Source organism: Mycobacterium sp. GA-2829 (assembly GCF_001499965.1).
Taxonomy (GTDB): Bacteria; Actinomycetota; Actinomycetes; order Mycobacteriales; family Mycobacteriaceae; genus Mycobacterium.
Genome location: NZ_LQIT01000013.1, coordinates 101,872 through 118,200 on the forward strand (window position 1 = coordinate 101,872; position 16,329 = coordinate 118,200).

The 16,329-nt window shown below is 67.8% G+C and carries 13 protein-coding genes and 1 pseudogene; 12 read left to right on the forward strand and 2 right to left on the reverse strand.

Annotation, left to right across the window (positions count from 1 at the left end; genetic code table 11):
• Positions 1-21 precede the first annotated feature (21 nt).
• The 9 genes from AU194_RS10455 to AU194_RS10495 all read left to right on the forward strand — a co-directional run bounded on the left by AU194_RS10455 (position 22) and on the right by AU194_RS10495 (position 9,600).
• On the forward strand, positions 22-1,248 hold the full coding sequence (locus tag AU194_RS10455) for a CaiB/BaiF CoA-transferase family protein (protein WP_231743274.1): 1,227 nt from the start codon (positions 22-24) through the stop codon (positions 1,246-1,248).
• A gap of 106 nt (positions 1,249-1,354) precedes the next feature.
• Positions 1,355-2,557 (forward strand): thiolase family protein, encoded by a 1,203-nt coding sequence (locus AU194_RS10460; RefSeq protein ID WP_059089159.1) that lies wholly within the window; start codon positions 1,355-1,357, stop codon positions 2,555-2,557.
• A gap of 32 nt (positions 2,558-2,589) precedes the next feature.
• Complete coding sequence (locus tag AU194_RS10465) at positions 2,590-3,348, forward strand: SDR family oxidoreductase (RefSeq protein ID WP_059089160.1); 759 nt, start codon at positions 2,590-2,592, stop codon at positions 3,346-3,348.
• A 5-nt stretch (positions 3,349-3,353) separates the two neighbouring features.
• Positions 3,354-4,118, forward strand: coding sequence for a crotonase/enoyl-CoA hydratase family protein (locus AU194_RS10470; protein ID WP_369804073.1), 765 nt, complete (start codon positions 3,354-3,356; stop codon positions 4,116-4,118).
• A complete protein-coding gene (locus tag AU194_RS10475) occupies positions 4,118-5,308 on the forward strand; it encodes a mandelate racemase/muconate lactonizing enzyme family protein (protein ID WP_059089162.1) in 1,191 nt (396 codons plus the stop codon). Before AU194_RS10470 ends, AU194_RS10475 begins: the two co-directional genes overlap by 1 nt.
• Positions 5,305-6,228, forward strand: coding sequence for a 2-hydroxyacid dehydrogenase (locus tag AU194_RS10480; protein ID WP_059089163.1), 924 nt, complete (start codon positions 5,305-5,307; stop codon positions 6,226-6,228). The genes AU194_RS10475 and AU194_RS10480 overlap by 4 nt, the downstream gene beginning before the upstream one ends.
• Before the next feature lie 107 nt (positions 6,229-6,335).
• Positions 6,336-6,908, forward strand: coding sequence for a cysteine hydrolase family protein (locus AU194_RS10485; RefSeq protein ID WP_059089164.1), 573 nt, complete (start codon positions 6,336-6,338; stop codon positions 6,906-6,908).
• Positions 6,909-6,970: 62 nt separating this feature from the next.
• Positions 6,971-8,185 (forward strand): CaiB/BaiF CoA-transferase family protein, encoded by a 1,215-nt coding sequence (locus AU194_RS10490; protein WP_059089165.1) that lies wholly within the window; start codon positions 6,971-6,973, stop codon positions 8,183-8,185.
• 26 nt (positions 8,186-8,211) lie between these two features.
• A complete protein-coding gene (locus tag AU194_RS10495; RefSeq protein WP_059089166.1) occupies positions 8,212-9,600 on the forward strand; it encodes a 2-oxoadipate dioxygenase/decarboxylase family protein in 1,389 nt (462 codons plus the stop codon).
• Positions 9,601-9,667: 67 nt separating this feature from the next.
• Here the strand turns inward: AU194_RS10495 and AU194_RS10500 are convergent, their stop codons facing one another.
• Positions 9,668-12,478 carry an FAD-binding and (Fe-S)-binding domain-containing protein gene (locus AU194_RS10500; RefSeq protein ID WP_059089167.1) on the reverse strand — a complete coding sequence of 937 codons (2,811 nt, stop codon included), beginning with the start codon at positions 12,476-12,478 and terminating at the stop codon, positions 9,668-9,670.
• A 51-nt stretch (positions 12,479-12,529) separates the two neighbouring features.
• Between AU194_RS10500 and AU194_RS10505 the strand changes: the two genes are divergently transcribed.
• Positions 12,530-13,273, forward strand: a complete 744-nt coding sequence (locus tag AU194_RS10505; RefSeq protein ID WP_059089168.1) for a GntR family transcriptional regulator — start codon at positions 12,530-12,532, stop codon at positions 13,271-13,273.
• A 514-nt stretch (positions 13,274-13,787) separates the two neighbouring features.
• Here AU194_RS10505 and AU194_RS32980 read toward each other — a convergent pair.
• Positions 13,788-14,522, reverse strand: a pseudogene (locus tag AU194_RS32980) (DUF222 domain-containing protein); the annotation flags it as partial.
• 201 nt (positions 14,523-14,723) lie between these two features.
• On the opposite strand from AU194_RS32980, the gene AU194_RS10515 reads away from it, so the two are divergent.
• On the forward strand, positions 14,724-15,503 hold the full coding sequence (locus AU194_RS10515; RefSeq protein ID WP_059089169.1) for a maleylpyruvate isomerase family mycothiol-dependent enzyme: 780 nt from the start codon (positions 14,724-14,726) through the stop codon (positions 15,501-15,503).
• Positions 15,500-16,198 carry a DsbA family protein gene (locus AU194_RS10520; protein ID WP_059089170.1) on the forward strand — a complete coding sequence of 233 codons (699 nt, stop codon included), beginning with the start codon at positions 15,500-15,502 and terminating at the stop codon, positions 16,196-16,198. Before AU194_RS10515 ends, AU194_RS10520 begins: the two co-directional genes overlap by 4 nt.
• The last annotated feature ends 131 nt before the right edge of the window (positions 16,199-16,329 follow it).

Here is a 16,329-nt window from a genome sequence, read left to right on the forward strand (position 1 = left end):
ACCGAAGTGAAAGGCCACACCGTGGATAAGGAAGCACTGGATACGCACGCCGGGCCAGGACCGCTGGCGGGTATCCGAGTACTCGAGGTCGCCAGCAACCTCGCCGCACCGTTCGCAGGCCGCCTGCTCGGCGACCTGGGCGCGGAGGTCGTCAAGGTCGAAGACGTCGAGAAACCCGATGCCAGCCGCAGCTGGCTGCCCATGAAGGGCGACACCGCGATGGCCTTCCTCGGGGCCAACTCGGGTAAGAAGTCGATCGGGATCAACCTGCGCACACCGCGCGGCCGGGAGTTGCTCGCGGAGCTCAGCCAGCACTTCGACGTGCTGATCGAGGCCTTCCGGCCCGGTCGTTTCGCCAAGTGGGGCTTGGACTCCCAGACCCTGCGCCGGGCCAATCCCGGCCTTGTGGTGCTGCACATCTCGGGCTTCGGGCAGACCGGCCCCGACAGTGCGCGCCCCGGGTTCGGTACCGTCGCCGAGGCGGTCTCCGGATTCGCCTATGTCAACGGCTGGCCCCAGACCCCGCCCACCAGCGCCCCGTTCGGTCTCTGCGATCACACGGCCGGACTGGCCGGCGCCTTCGCCGTCTCGGCCGCGCTGCGCAGCCGCGAGGTCACGGGTAAGGGCGATGACGTCGACGTCGCGCTGTACGAGCCGATGATGGGCATGCTCGCCGACATGATCCTGGCCTACTCCTCTCTGGGGGAGGTCCAGGAGCGAGCCGGCAACACCGGCGTGCGGGCCTCGCCGCGCGGTATCTACGAGACCGCCGACGGCAAGTGGGTGGCCATCGCCGGTTCGTCGCAGAGCAATGCGATCCGGCTCTTCGACGCGATGGGCCGGTCCGACCTGACCCAGGATCCGCGCTTCGCGACCAACGAAGCCCGGGTGGCCAACGACGAGGAACTCAACGAGATCCTGGCCGACTGGGCCAAGACCCAGACCCGCGACGTGATCCTGAAGCTGCTGACCGAGTTCGAGGTGGCCTCGGGTCCGGTGAACAACGCGACCGACATCGTCGAGGGTGAGCACTTCCGTCAGCGCGGGTCGGTGATCCCTTTCCTGTCAAGGGAACTGGGACCGCTGATGGGACCGGGTCCGATGGCCCGCTTCGGGGAGCATGCTCAGATGACCAGCCGTCCGGATGCGCCGTCCTTCGGTGAGCACACCACGGCGATCCTCACCGGGGACCTGGGCCTGGACGAGACGGCCATCGCCGAATTGAAGGCGAACCGCATCATCGCCTGAGCGCGACGTCCCACCGACCTCCACCAGCCATTGCCGACCGGGCGTGCACACCCCGTCGGTTGCTCAGTCATGCCGATGAGCATTTCTCTCGAACGAAGGACCAACCATGTCAGTAGATGACCACGCGGCCCGTGACGCGCTGATCGTCGGTTGTGTGCGATCGGCCATCGGTCGCGGCAAGGCCGGTGGGGCGTTGAGCGAGGTCCACCCGGCCGACCTGTTGGCGCAGGTGCTGCGCGGACTGCTGGACCAGTTCCCCAGCGTCGATCCCGGCGCGGTCCAGGACGTCATCGTCGGATGTGTCACCCAGGGCAGCGAGCAGTCCGGCACGCCGGGGCGGATGGCCTGGCTGTCGGCCGGCTACCCCGAGCATGTCCCGTCGGTGACGATCGACCGCAAGTGCTCCTCGAGTCAAGAGGCGATCCACCTGGCGTCGTATCAAATCGCCTGTGGTGCAGCCGATATCGTCATCGCCGCCGGTGTGGAATCGATGAGCCGGGTGCCCATGGGATCGTCGCGGGCGGGCGGAGACTTCTCCGGGCCGGGCGTCCGGAACCGGTACGCACCCGGGCTCATCCCGCAGGGTGTCGGCGCCGAACTCGTCGCGACGCGCTACGGCCTGTCGCGCCGTGACCTCGACGAGTACTCGGCGGAATCGCACCGGCGGGCCGCAGCTGCCCGGGAGCAGGGGCTGTTCGGACGTGAGATCGTCGCGGTGACCACACCCGGTGGTGTCGTGGAGGCCGACGAGACCATCCGGCCGCAGACCACCGTCGAACGGCTCGCCGATCTCAAGGTGGCCTTCGACACCGACACGTACCGGCAGCGGTTCCCCGAGCAGGACTGGAAAGTCACGGCGGGCAACTCCTCGCAGATCTCCGACGGCGCCAGCGCCGTGCTGATGATGTCGGCGCGCGCCGCCGATGCCCTGGGCGTGCAGCCGCGGGCCAGGATCGTCGCCACCGCCGCCGTCGGCGACGATCCGCTGCTCATGCTCACCGGCCCGATACCGGCCACCCGCAAGATCTTCGAAAATTCCGGACTGGACCTGGCCGACATCGGCCACATCGAACTCAACGAGGCCTTCGCCTCGGTGCCGCTGGCCTGGCACTCGGAGTTCAAATTCGACGCCGACAAACTCAACCCCCGCGGCGGCGCCATCGCGCTGGGGCATCCGCTCGGTGCCTCCGGCGCCCGGCTGATGACCACCATGGTGCACGGCCTGGAGGACAACGACCAGCAGTTCGGTCTCCAACTCATGTGTGCCGCAGGCGGAATGGCGACCGCAACCATCATCGAGCGGGTATGAGCCGCGAGAACGCAGACAGGTAGGAAGCAATCATGGATGTGAACGGCAAAGCCGCACTGGTCACCGGGGCCGCATCGGGCCTCGGCGCAGCTACGGCGAGAAAGCTCGCCGCACAGGGTGCCCGCGTGGTCGTCGTCGACCTCAACGAGGAACTGGGCGAGAAGGTCGCCGCCGAGATCGGCGGCGAGTTCGTGGCCGCCGACATCACCCAGCCCGACGCGATCGGGACCGCCCTCGACCGCGCCGAAACCCTCGGCGAGTTACGGGCTCTGGTCCACTGCGCCGGCAAGGGTGGCTCCGTGCGCGTCGTCGGCCGCGACGGCGCGCCCGGCAGCCTCGAGGACTATACGAAGATCGTGAATCTCAACCTGGTCGGTACATACAACGTGCTCAGCCAGGCCGCAGCGCGGATGGCCGCGCTGCCCGAGACCCCGAACGGCCGCGGCGTCTGCGTGCTCACCGCCAGTGCCGCCGCCTTCGAGGGGCAGATCGGCCAGATCGCCTACTCGTCGGCGAAGGCCGGCATCGTGGGGATGACCCTGGTGGCCGCGAGAGATCTGGCGCGCCACGGCATCCGGGTCGTCACGATCGCTCCCGGCGTGTTCGACACCCCCATCCTGAGCCGGTTCAGCGACGAGCAGAAGGCGAAGATGCACGCGCCCGCGGCCTACCCGCAACGGCTCGGCAGGCCCGAGGAGTTCGGCGACCTGGCCGCCTACGTGGTGTCCAATCCGATGCTCAACGGTGAGGTGATCAGGTTGGACGGCGGCCTGCGGATGGCGGCCCGATGACGGATATCGAAAGCCTGTTGTCGGTCACGCGGGAAGGCCCGGTCATGGTCTTGACCATGAACCGTCCCCGCGTGCGCAACGCGATGAACGCCGCGCTCGCGCAGGAGATCCACACCGCGCTCACCACCCTCGATGCCGATCCCGAGTTGCGGGTCGGGGTCATCACCGGCGCCGGGGGAGTGTTCTGTTCGGGCATGGACCTCAAGGCTTTCCGCGCCGGGGAACGGCCGAACGTGGAGGGCTACGGCTTCGCCGGCTTCACCGCGAAGCCGCCCGCCAAGCCGTTGGTGGCCGCGGTCGAAGGGTACGCCTTGGCGGGCGGATTCGAGATCGTCCTGGCCTGCGACCTGGTGGTGGCCTCGACCGAGGCGGTCTTCGGACTGCCCGAGGTCAAGCGCGGCCTGACCGCCAATGCCGGCGGTCTGATGCGCCTTCCGGCCCGCGTGCCCTACCACCTCGCGATGGAACTGACCCTGACCGGGCGCCACTTCAGCGCCGAGGAAGCCAAGGCAACTTACCTGGTCAACAGGCTCGCCGAGCCCGGTCGCGCACTCGACGCGGCGATGGAACTGGCCCGCGAGGTCGCGGCCAACGCGCCCATGTCGCTCAAGGCGTCGAAGAAGGTGATCAACGAATCACCCTCCTGGCCAATCGATCAGCGGTTCGAGCGTCAGGAAGAGATCGTCGACCCCGTCCGGAAGTCGGCGGATGCTCAAGAAGGGTCGCGCGCATTCCTCGAGAAGCGCGTACCGGTTTGGGCCGATCGCTGATGGCGAGCATGCCGTTGCCGAGTGCAACCACCGTCGACGTCTACCAGTCCACGTTCGCCGATCTCGTCGCCGCACCGTTCACGAGCGCCGGGGCACCGCACCGGGCCGCTCGCATCGAGTCCGTCGATGTGCGCGTCAGGCGGTCCACGCTGGCGCATCCGGTCAACACCGCGAACTACCTGTCCGAGGACATGTACCACGTCGTGTGCCGGATCTGCACCGGCGATGGATCCACCGGGGTTGGACATGCCTTCGCGTTCACCCCCGAGCACGCCGCCGCGGTCAGCACCATGGCGCAGGGGCTGGCCAAGACGGGTCTTGAGGGGGCGAGCGTGGCCGACCCGGTCACCTTGTGGCAGAACCTGTATCGCTCACTGGCGTTCGTCGGTCACGCCGGGATCTCGATGATCGGCCTGTCGATTCTGGACACCGCATGCTGGGATGCCCTCGGGCACGTCCTGGACGCACCGCTGACCGACATGCTCGGCGGAACAGCAACCGCAGTCGAGGCCTACGGTAGTGATCGGCTCTGGCTGGGCGACGATCTCGGGGAACTGGCGGACGGTGTCGCCGACATGCTCGACGATGGGTTCACGACCATCAAACTCAGACTCGGCAGTCCGGAACTCGACGAGGATCTGCGGCGGGTGGAGGCCGTCCTCTCGCAGCTGCCGGATTCGGTGACGCTGCTCGTCGATGCGAACCAGGGCTGGGATCGCGAGCGGGCGGTCAAAGCCGCTGCCCGCCTTGCGGATTACCGCCTCGGCTGGCTCGAGGAGCCACTACGTTCGCACGACTGGGAGGGGCTGCGGGAGGTCGGCGCGGCCTGCCCCGACCTACGTCTGGCCGGTGGGGAATCCTGGTACGGGCCCGAGGAGGGTATCCGCGCGGTCACCACCGGCGACCTCGCCGTCTTCATGCCGGATCTGCAGCGGATGGGTGGGGTCACCGGCTGGCTCATCGCCGGTCAGGGCGCACTCGCGAGTGGTCGGGCGGTCTCACCGCACCTGTTCCCCGAGGTGTCGTATTCGCTGATGGCCGGCCTGCAGGTGCCCGGACCCATGGAGTACGTCACGTGGAGCCGCGACCTCTTCTCGGTGTGCCCGCGCCTGGAGAACGGTCAGGTGCTGCCCGGCAGCGGTCCGGGCCTGGGCGTGCAACTGGCGCCCGGGGTGATGGACGGCTCATGAGCCACCGAGACAAGCCGTTGGTATGGCTGCCGTTTGATCCGTCCAACCTGGGGGACACCCCCGAACAACTCCGGGTCGAACAGGTGGATCTCAAGGCGGGCCTGCCGGAATCGATCAGCGAGGTCGAGGTGTTCGTGCCGCCCTTCATCATGGGCTCGCGCGTGCGCAACGCGATCAGCCAGATGACCTCGCTGCGGATCGTGCAGACTTTGACCGCCGGCGTCGACAGCATCCGCAGTGCCGTACCGGCGGGGGTGACACTGTGCAACGGACGGGGCATTCACGACACCTCCACCGCCGAACTCGCGGTCACCCTGATTCTGTCGTCCCTGCGTGGCATTCCGGGATTCGTGCGTGATCAGGACAACCGTGCCTGGAATTCGGTGTGGCGTCCGGCGTTGGCCGACAAGCGGGTTCTGCTCATCGGGTACGGCTCGATCGGAAGGGCCATCGAAGCTCGGCTCACCCCGTTCGAATGTGAGGTGGTCCGGGTGGCGCGCAGCGCCCGTGACGGTATCCACACGATGGTTGACCTGCCCGACCTGCTCCCCGACGCCGACGTCGTGGTGCTGATCGTTCCGCTGACGTCTGAGACGCGCGGCATGGTCGACGCCAAGTTCTTCGCTCGGATGAAGCAGGGGGCACTCCTGGTGAACGTCGCACGCGGTCCCGTCGTCGACACCATCGACCTCGCCGATGCGCTGCGGTCGCGGCGCATCACCGCTGCTGTGGATGTCACGGATCCGGAGCCGCTCACACCCGACAGCCCGCTGTACGACGTTCCGGGACTGTTGATCTCACCGCACGTGGGCGGCGCGAGTTCGGCGATGTGGCCGCGGGTCTACCGCTTGGTGCGCGAGCAGCTGGCCCGAATCGCGGTCGGCGAGCAGCCGATCAACGCCATGGCCGGAGAGTACTGACGCCCGAGGAATTCGCCCCGCACTCCCGCCGATAGTACAGTACTGAATAATTCGAAACTGGAAGACCAGCATTGCGGTATTGCCGCCCGATGCTCGAAAGGACAGCAATGACCGACCAGCTCCCGCAGGGCCGAACAGCGCTTCTGCTGATGGACCTCATGGAAGTCCTCGTGCCGAAGTTCGGCGGCGACTACGCCATGCTCGACCGGCTGCGCGAGGCGGCCGCAGCAGCGCGCAGAGCCGGCGTCGACGTCGTCCACGTCCGGTTGGCTTTTCGGCCGGGCTTCCCGGACGTCGCCGCGTCCAACCGCATGTTCTCGGCGATCGCGCCGACCTTCGACCTCACCGAGACGAACCCGGCGACCGGAGTCCATCCGGCGCTGGCGGCCGAGGACTCCGACATCACCGTCGTCAAGAAGCGCGTCAGCGCCTTCGCCGGTAGCGACCTCGACATCGTGCTGCGCTCCCGCGGCGTGACGACACTGGTCCTGGCCGGCGTGACGACATCGGGTGTGGTGCTCTCCACCCTCAGGGCCGCCGCGGATCTCGACTACCGGCTCGTCGTTCTGTCCGACGGCTGCGGCGACGGGGACGAGCAGGTTCATCGCATGCTCATGGACAGCGTGTTCCCCGCGAACGCCGATGTGATGACCGTCCAGGACTGGACGGATTCGCTGTAACACGCGAGCGCGACTGAGCGCTCGTCGACTTCGATCAACTTCTCGTCAACTAGGAGTGAGTCATGCTCAATCATCTTGCCGGCGTCCGCGTCTTGGAGATCGGGCGAATGCTGCCCAGCGGCATCGCCGGGTACGAACTGGCCAAGCTGGGTGCCGACGTCATCAAGGTGGAGTTCCCGCCACATGGGGACTACCTGCGCAACAACCCGCCGTTCATCGACGACCGCGGTGACATGTTCCTGGACCCCAACCGCAACAAGCGCAGCCTGGGTGTGGACGGCGCCAGCGAAGAGGGCCGCAAGCTCTACCTCGAACTCGCGGCAAAGGCCGACGTCATCATCGCGGCGGCGAAGCCCGGTACCTACGAGCGGCTCGGGATCGGGTACGAGACGATCAAGGCGGACAACCCCGGCATCATCTTCTGCGAGATGAGCGGATTCGGGCAGAACGGGCCGTACCGGGACCTGGCCGCGCACGGATACAGCGCGGACCTGGCCGCCGGCGTCGTCGGTCTGGAAGAACGTGACGGTATCCAGACGTTCCCGGATTCGCACATCCCCATCAGCCCCCGCGTGGCCGGACTGAACGCCGCGATCGCCATCCTGGGGTCGCTGTTCCGCAAGCAGGCCACCGGCGAGGGCGAGTATCTGGATGTCGCCCAGTTCGATTCGGCCGTGGTGTTCGGCTACCGCGACCTCATCCAGTACGCCAACAACGGGCGCCGAGGCCCGACATTCGCCGACTACGGTCCGCGGTTCCAGGTACACGCCGCCAAGGACGGCAAGCAGGTTCTCTTCGCCATCCCGGAGGCGCGGCTGTGGAAGCGGTTCTGTCGCGCGTTGGACCGGCCCGACCTGGAAGCGTTCGCCACCGATGCGGTGCTGGAGTACACCGAGTCCGCGGAGCTGCAGGCCGAGATGAAGAAGGTCGCAGCCACCAAGACCTTGTCGGAATGGGTTGCCTTCGCGGTCGAGACGGGCGTGGCGATCGCGCCGCACGTACCGGTGGAGGACCTGCCGACCAACGAGCACCTCATCGCCCGCAAGATGCTGGTGCCGGTGGCCAGCCCCAACAGCGGGAAAGAGATCCTGCTCAGCGGCAGCGCCGTGAAGTACCGCAGTGCGGAGGTCGACTTCACCCCGGCGCCCGAGCTCGGTGGCGAAAGTGTCGAGGTTCTGCGGGAATTCGGCATCGACGACGACCGCATCAGCGCATTGACCGAGTCCGGAGTCGTGGTTCAGGGCGGTGCGCAAGCACCGGTCAGCACCGGGTCGTGACGGCACAGGACGAAAGGGAGCATCAGATGACGACGAGCACCACGTTCCAGCCGGTGGCACGGCTGCGGAGCCGGTTCGCCGCGGCCCTGTCCGATATGTACGGGCGGGAGGTGCCGGCCTACACCACGCTGGTGGAGGTGACCAACGAGGTCAACGAGGAACTCGGCGGCGACCAGCGCGTCAGCGCCGAACGTCACGGCGCCATCCGCGTCGGTACTCCCACCGAGTTGCGCCAGGTCGGGCGGATCTTCGCCGGTTTCGGGATGCGCCCGGTAGGTTTCTACGACCTGCGCGACACCGGCAACGTGCCGGTTCCCGTGGTGTCCACCGCTTTCCGTCCGGTCGATCCGGAAGAGTTGGAGCTCAACCCGTTCCGGGTTTTCACGTCGATGCTGGCCGTCGACGACGACCGGTTCTTCTCCGCGGATCTTCGGGCGCGGCTGCAGAAGTTCCTCGAGGCCCGAACGCTTTTCAGCGAGGAGCTGCTGCAGTTGGCGGACGCCGCCGCCGCGAACGGAGGCCTGGAAGAGGCGGACGCGGACCGGTTCGTCACCCAGGCGACCGCCGCCTTCAAGCTCACCTCCGAACCCACCGACCGCGCCTGGTACCAGGAGCTCTCGGAGATCTCGGCTGTCGCGGCCGACATCGGCGGGGTCACCCGCACCCACATCAACCACCTCACCCCGCGTGTCCTCGACATCGACGAGCTCTACCGCCGATTGGCCGAACGAGGCCTGCAGATGATCGACAAGGTCCAGGGCCCGCCCCGCTGGAACGGTCCCGACGTGCTCCTGCGGCAGACGTCATTCCGGGCGCTGGACGAGGTCCGGGCGTTCCGTGAACCGGACGGGAGCATTGTCGATGGCACCACCCGGGTGCGCTTCGGTGAGGTGGAGCAGCGTGGAATCGCTTTGACGCCGTTGGGACGTCAGCGCTACGACGCGTTGATGGCCGAGACCGACAAGCTGACCGCGACCGGGCTGTCGTGGCAGGACGCAGGCCGGACGGTGTGGGAGGCATCCGATTTCCCCAGGGACGAAGCGGGTCTGCGCCGCGCCGGCCTGGGCTACTTCACCTATCGTGTGGTCGGGGAGCGGACCGGTGCCACCGACTTGGAGGGACTGATCGCCGAAGGGACGGTGCAAGCGGTCCCGATCGTCTACGAGGATTTCCTGCCCCGCAGCGCGGCCGGCATCTTCCAGTCGAACCTCACCGGTGACGGCAGCATGGACGTCGACCGCGCCGCCGCTGATTACGACATGGGCTGGCTGGCAGCCACACTCGAGCGGGAGGTCGGGGTGCCGGAGGAACTGTACGCCGCCCAGAGTGCGGCTTCGCTGCGCGTCTGTGGCGCTGCCCTGGGCCTGGACCTCTCTGAGGCCCACACAGCGCTGGAGGCCTCGGAGGCGCGCTGACGCGTCAATGCGGTTGGCCGGGCGGTCCCGACGCTGGTGCGCGGGGCCGCCCGGCCATTCGTCGTTCTTAGTTCGGTAGCCGCGCAGCCAGCAGCTGAGCCAGGTGCACCCCGCGGCGATCGGTGAGATCGGCAAGCTGCGTCCGGCACGAGTACCCGTCGGCCAGAATCGCGGCGTCCGGGTCCGCGCTGCGCACGGCGGGCAACAACTGTTGTTCGGCAACTGCCACCGACACCTCGTAGTGCCCCTTCTCGACGCCGAAATTCCCTGCCAGGCCGCAGCATCCGCCGAGTCTGGTCAGCTCGGCGCCGGCGGCGGCCAGGAGCTGGGCATCCGGGCTCCACCCCATCACCGAATGGTGGTGACAGTGCGGCTGCGCGACCACCTGCTGGCCCGCCAATGACGGCGGCTCCCAGCCTCGTTCGGTCAGTAGTTCGGTGAGTGTGTGTGTCGCGCTCTGTACCACCTGGGCGGTGGGCCCGACGAGTTCGGCGGCATCGGAGCGCAGCACCGCCGTACACGACGGCTCCATCCCCACCACCGGCACACCGCGTTCGGCGAAGGGGCGCAACGCCTCCACCGTGCGGCCCAGGATGCGTTTGGCCGCATCGAGCTGCCCGGTCGAGATCCAGGTGAGCCCGCAGCACTGCTGCTTCCGGGTGAGCCGTGGTGCGAAGCCGGCATCCTGCAGCACCCGGACGGTTGCGATGCCGACGTCGGGAGTGAAGTAGTTGGTGAACGAATCGACGAACAACACCACGTCGTCGCCGGGGTGGTCAGCCGGGACGTTCTGGGCGAACCAGGACCGGAAGGTCTGCGGCGCGAACGGTGGGATGTTTCTGCGGCGGTCGACGCCGGCGGCGGTGAGCGCTGCGGCGCCGCCGAGACGCGTGAGGGCATTGACCGCGCGCGGGGCAACGGCGGCCAGCTTCGCCCAGCGCGGCAGCCATCCCAGTGAGTAGTGCGACGCCGGCCGCAGCCGCCCCTTGTAGCTCTGGTGCAGCACCTCAGCCTTGTAGGCGGCCATGTTCACCCCGGTGGGGCAGTCCGACGCGCATCCCTTGCAGGACAAGCACAGATCGAGTGCCTCATGGACCGCGGGGGAGCGCCAACCGCCGGTCACCTCGGTGCCGTTGATCATCTCCTGCAATAGTCGGGCGCGGCCGCGGGTGGAGTCCTTCTCCTCCCGGGTGGCCTGATACGACGGGCACATCACTCCGCCGATAGCCGAGTTGTCGGCGCGGCACTTCCCGACGCCGGTACACCGGTGCACGGCCTGGCTGAAGTCGCCGCCGTCATGGGTGTAGGCGAGCGCGAGGTTCCGGCGGATCGGCCGTGCGGCAGGGACACGCAGGTCGGCATCCAGGGGAGCGGGATCAACGATCACACCGGGGTTCAGCACGTCTCCGGGGTCAAAGGCATGTTTGACCGCGGCCTGCAGGCGCAACGCCTCCGGGGAGTACATCAGCGGAAGGAGCTCCGAGCGTGCCCGGCCGTCACCGTGCTCGCCGGACAGCGAACCGCCGTACCCGGCGACCAACTGGGCTGCGGCAAAGAGGAAATCGCGGAAGACCTGTGCGCCGCCGGGGCGGTCCAACGGCAGATCGATGCGAACATGCATGCAGCCGTCGCCGAAGTGCCCGTACGGCATCCCGGTGACATCGAAGTCATTCATCAGGGCGTCGAAGTCACGCAAGTAGTCGCCGAGCCGATCCGGCGGCACGGCGGCGTCCTCCCAGCCGGCGTGCGCGGGACGCCCGCGGACACTACGTGCTGACAGTCCGGCGCCGTCTTCGCGGATCCGCCACAGCGATGCGGCACGGGAGGTATCGACCACGACCAGATGATCGATTGCTGCACAGGTGGTTCCGACACGTTGCGCCCGGTCGATCGCCTCGGCCTGAGTGTCTCCGACGACCTCGACGAACACCCAGGCGGCGCCGGCGGGAAGCGGCGGCACGGCGGCGTTGCCCTTGCGTTCCCGGACCACATCGACGATGCGTGAATCGATTCCCTCACATGCGGTCGGACGGTGTTCGAGGATGGCAGGGGTGGCGTCTCCTGCCGTGGCGATGTCGGGGTAGCCCAGTACCACCAGGATGCGATGGGCGGGTTCGTTGACCAGCTTCACGGTGGCCTCGGTCAACACGGCGAGCGTTCCCTCGCTGCCGGCCATGAGGCGGGTGACGTCGAACTTGTTCTCCGGCAGAAGGTTTTCCAACGCATAACCCGACACCTGACGTCCGAACCGGCCGAATTGCGTTCTGACAGTCCCCAACTCAGATCGGACGAGGGACTCGAGGTCGTCGAGCAGAGGAGAGGCTGGGCGTTGCGGGCCCAAGCGCAGTTCGTCCCCCGATGCGGTCAGTACGCGAAGGGCAGCGACGTTGTCCGATGTCCGTCCGTAGCCCAAAGCTCTCGAGCCGCAGGCGTTGTTGCCGATCATGCCGCCGATGGTGCAGCGAGTGTGGCTGGACGGGTCGGGGCCGAACCGTAGGCGATGCGGGGCCGCGGCCTTCTGCAGGACGGCCTGCACGACGCCGGGCTGGACGACGGCTGTGCGTGAATCCGGATCGATCGAGACCACGTTGTTCATGTACCGGCTGAAGTCCAGCACGATGCCTGCTCCGACGGCGTTGCCCGCGATCGACGTGCCACCACCGCGTGCGGTCAGCGGGACACCTTCGGCGCGGCAGACGGAGAGCGCTGCGGCGACCTCGTCGGCATGGGCCGGGAAGACGACCGCTCTGGGGGTGACGCGGTACAGCGATGCGTCTGAGGAGTACGCCGCGCGGGAGGTGGCGTCGACGCGGACGTCACCGATGCCTGCTCTGCGTAGTGCGGCCTCGAGGGAGTCGACCGCCTCAGTCCGTAGCATGCTAGGAATCGTAGCATGCTACGAAGCGGTCTGAATTGCTAGAGTTCGCCTATGACGGATAGTGCAGCGGTTGACCCACCACTTCGGCTGGCGCCGCTGCCCGCCTCGGATGGCCGACGGGCCGAGCAGGTCATCGAGGCGGTACGCGAGGCGATCGACGCTGGGGTGATGCGGCCCGGGGCGAAGTACTCGGTGTACCAGTTGGCTGCTGCGCTCGGCATATCCCGCACCCCGGTCCGTGACGCATTGCTACGCCTGGAAGAGGTCGGTCTGATCAGCTTCGAGGCACGGCAGGGCTTCCGCATTCTGGTGCCTGACCCGCGGGAGATCGCCGACATCTTCGCGATCCGGCTGGCGCTCGAGCTACCCGCAGCGGCACGCGCGGCCAAGCTGTGCGACCACGTGCTGGCCGGCCAGTTGCGGAGCCGGATGACGGCGATGGATGCAGCCGCGAAGGAGCAGGATGTGCGCACCTTCGCCCGGGAGGATCAGCTGCTTCACGATGACATCCTGGCCGCCGCGGGCAATGCCCGCTCGCGCGCAATCGTGCGGTCACTTCGCGAGTCAACGCGTCTGCTCGGTGCGACCACGGAGCGGACGATGTCCGATATCGATGCCGAACACCGGCCGATCATCGACGCCATCATTGCGAACCGGCCCCGGGATGCGTTGACCGCCATGCGATCCCATTTGACGGCAACCGGCCGACTGCTCGTCGAGCAGGCCGTGCGCGATCAACGTTACGGCGTTGGCGCGGAGCAGGTTTGGGCAGACGCGGTCGGCGAGATGTCATAGCGGCGATGTAGCGGCCTCGGCGCCGTAAGGTTCTGCGCGTCTTCGTCATTCGACGGCAGTGCCGGGCTCCTCACCTGCGGCGAGTGTGGGTGTGGTGTCGAAGGGGGTGTGGCGGTCAGGCCGCCCGGTGTTGGGGTGGTGCGGGGCCGCCGGGTTCGCCGGGGTTGTCGGCGGGCCGGGTCGGCTCGCCCGGTTCCGCGGGGACGGGCTCGTGGGCCGCGGTTTGCGATGTGGTGGCTTCCTCTCGGTGGGCCTCGTCGGCTGGCAGTGTGATGGCCGATCCCTCGCCCACGGGCTCGTGCAGTCTGTCGGCCACAGCGGCAGCGGTCTGCGTGTAGCCGGGCTCGTGGGAGACCTCGAGCGCCTCTGCGTACGGCTTGGTGTCGTCGATATCGTTGGCGTCAGCCGTTTCCGGCGATGCCACGGCGCTGTCCGGTTCACCGGTGTTGTCGGCGGACGGGGTCTCGTCGGTGTCGCCGCTGTCGTCAGCGACGGCCTCCGGGGCAGCGGTCTGCTCGGCGTCGTTGCTGCCGCCTTCGTCAACGGCGGCGAATTTGGCGAAGATCGCCTCCCACATCGCGGCCAGCTCCGGAGTCAACGAGCCCAACAATCCGACCATGCCGTCGCGGCGTTGTTGGGTGAGGGTGACCCCACGCTTGCGGGCCCGTTCACTGTCGTCGGGTTCGGGGCCGTCCTGGTCGAGCAGGAACACCAACCGTTTAGCGGCCTCTTCGAGTTCTTTGGGGCCGACGCCGAGGGCGATGCGCACCAGGTTGACCTCGAACTGCTCCCGGGTGACCGCATCCACCCACGGCGGCAGGTTATTGACCTGGTGACGGATCTTCTCGACGTGTTCGGCGGTGATCAACCCCTGCTCCTGGGCGGCTGCGGTCGCCGGCAACACCGGCGGCAGCGCCGGCCCCGACACCGCCGGGCGTGGCGCCAACAGGGCGGCGTCGGTGAGGCGTCGGTGGGCTTCTTTGCCGGAGAGCCGCCACCGGACCCGCAGGACTTCTTTCCAGGATTTGGCGCCTAGCTGGCGGGGTGTGGCCTCCACTTGGAGGCGGGCCAGCAGGCGGTGACGCACCGCGGGTAGCCGGCAGCCGAGGTTTTCCAGTGTGTCCAGGGCGGCGACCAGGTCGGGGCGGGTCAGCAGATCGACCTCGCAAGCGGCCACGCGATCGACCGCGGCATCCAGCGCGGCGATCGCGTCCTGGAGGTCCTCACCCGACATACCCCGAACATACATTCGACCACCGACAAGTCCGCTACCTGCACAGATACGATGCCTCAGGACATCGGTGACAGTTGGCGTGCCAGGCCGACGGTTCATCCAAGGGGGCAAGGGGCGGGTGTGCTCGATGAGGACTTCGCCGTCCAGTTCGGCGGCGGATGCTCTTGCCGCCGCCAAAGTTCGGCGCACAGCCGCCCGCGGATAGATGATGCGAGCGTGAAAAATCGAAGCCTCGACGAGATCCGCGGCGCGCTGGATCACTGCTACGACGCATTCAACGCGCTGTGCGCGAACCTCAGCGACGACGAGTGGCAGGCCCAGTCACTGTGCCCGGACTGGAACGTGCGCGGCGTCGTCGACCACGTCACCAGCATCGAGGCCGCCATGGCCGGTTGGTTGCCCGACGATGACACGACACCACCGCCGTTCGAACGGGCCGGCGAGTTCCTCGCCGACGAGACTCCCTACGTCGACAAAGTGCGCGGCGTCTACGACCATCGGCGTCGTGACCTCGCCGCCTTGACGGACGAGGACCTGGCCCGCCCGTCCTGGATGCCGGTCGGCCCCGGCACGTACGGTCGCTTCCTGGCGATCCGGGTCTTCGACTTCTGGGTGCACGAGCGCGACATCACCACGCCGCTCGGCCGGGAGACCGACGACGGCGGCGTTGCGGCGGAGATCGCGCTGGGAGAAGTGGAGAACTCGATCGGCTACATCGTCGGCAAGAAGGTCGGCCTACCCGACGGCAAGAGCCTCACCTTCGACCTCACCGGACCGCTCACAAAGCGAATCCATGTCGCCGTCGACGGACGGGCCGCGCGGGTCGACCACCTCGAACACCCGGACGTGACCGTGACGACGGATTCCACGACATTCATCCAGCTCGCGTGCGGCCGCATCGACCCGCAGCAGCAGATCGACTCCGGTGCGATCAGCTGGACGGGTGACGACGAGCTCGGCGACCGCGCCGCCCGCAACCTGAGGTTCACGATGTGACCGATCGCCCTGTCTCCGTTGACTTTCACTTCGACGTCATGTGTCCGTTCGCGTACCAGACCTCGCGGTGGATCCGCTCCGTCCGCGACCAGACCGGCCTCCAGGTGAACTGGCGCTTCTTCAGCCTCGAGGAGATCAACCGCCAGGAGGGTAAGAAGCACCCGTGGGAGCGGGAGTGGTCCTACGGCTGGTCGATGATGCGCATCGGCGCGTTGCTGCGTCGGCAATCGATGGACCACGTCGACGCCTGGTACGAACGCGCCGCGCGGGCGCTGCACGTCGAGGGGCACAAGCCGCACGAAAAGACCGTCGCCCGACACCTTTTGGCGGAGCTGGGCTTCGACCCGGGATTGGTCGACGAAGCGATCGCCGACCAGACGACGAGCGACGAGGTGATGGCAGACCACCATCGTGTCGTCGATGCCGGCGGCTACGGGGTCCCGACATTGTTCTTCCCGGACGGTCAGTGCCTGTTCGGGCCGGTGCTGATCGATCCGCCCGTCGGCGAGGCCGCGTTGCGGTTGTGGGATGCCGTCGTGGCGTGGACGGAGTTCCCGCACCTCTATGAGCTGCAGCGGCCGAAGACCCCGGCTGATCAGCAGGCGATCGCGACGACGTTCCGCCCGTACCTCGAGGCCAGAGACTGGGTATCGATCAACCGCGGCAAGGTGGTCAGATTCGACGAGTTCCGTTGAGGGTGCGTCACGCCGGCGGCGGTGGTGGCGGCGGAGGAGGTGGCGGCGCGGGCCACGGCACCACTATCGGCGGCAGCCCTGGGATCTCGATGACGTTGGCCGGCGGGGGTGGTGCCTGCCCTGGAGGGGGC

What these genes read in the sequence shown, in the direction of transcription:
- AU194_RS10460 (WP_059089159.1), top strand. Translation starts at nt 1,355, where the DNA reads ATGTCAGTAGATGACCACGCGGCCCGTGACGCGCTGATCGTCGGTTGT.
- AU194_RS10465 (WP_059089160.1), top strand. Translation starts at nt 2,590, where the DNA reads ATGGATGTGAACGGCAAAGCCGCACTGGTCACCGGGGCCGCATCGGGC.
- AU194_RS10475 (WP_059089162.1), top strand. Translation starts at nt 4,118, where the DNA reads ATGGCGAGCATGCCGTTGCCGAGTGCAACCACCGTCGACGTCTACCAG.
- AU194_RS10480 (WP_059089163.1), top strand. Translation starts at nt 5,305, where the DNA reads ATGAGCCACCGAGACAAGCCGTTGGTATGGCTGCCGTTTGATCCGTCC.
- AU194_RS10485 (WP_059089164.1), top strand. Translation starts at nt 6,336, where the DNA reads ATGACCGACCAGCTCCCGCAGGGCCGAACAGCGCTTCTGCTGATGGAC.
- AU194_RS10490 (WP_059089165.1), top strand. Translation starts at nt 6,971, where the DNA reads ATGCTCAATCATCTTGCCGGCGTCCGCGTCTTGGAGATCGGGCGAATG.
- AU194_RS10495 (WP_059089166.1), top strand. Translation starts at nt 8,212, where the DNA reads ATGACGACGAGCACCACGTTCCAGCCGGTGGCACGGCTGCGGAGCCGG.
- AU194_RS10500 (WP_059089167.1), bottom strand. Translation starts at nt 12,478, where the DNA reads ATGCTACGGACTGAGGCGGTCGACTCCCTCGAGGCCGCACTACGCAGA.
- AU194_RS10505 (WP_059089168.1), top strand. Translation starts at nt 12,530, where the DNA reads ATGACGGATAGTGCAGCGGTTGACCCACCACTTCGGCTGGCGCCGCTG.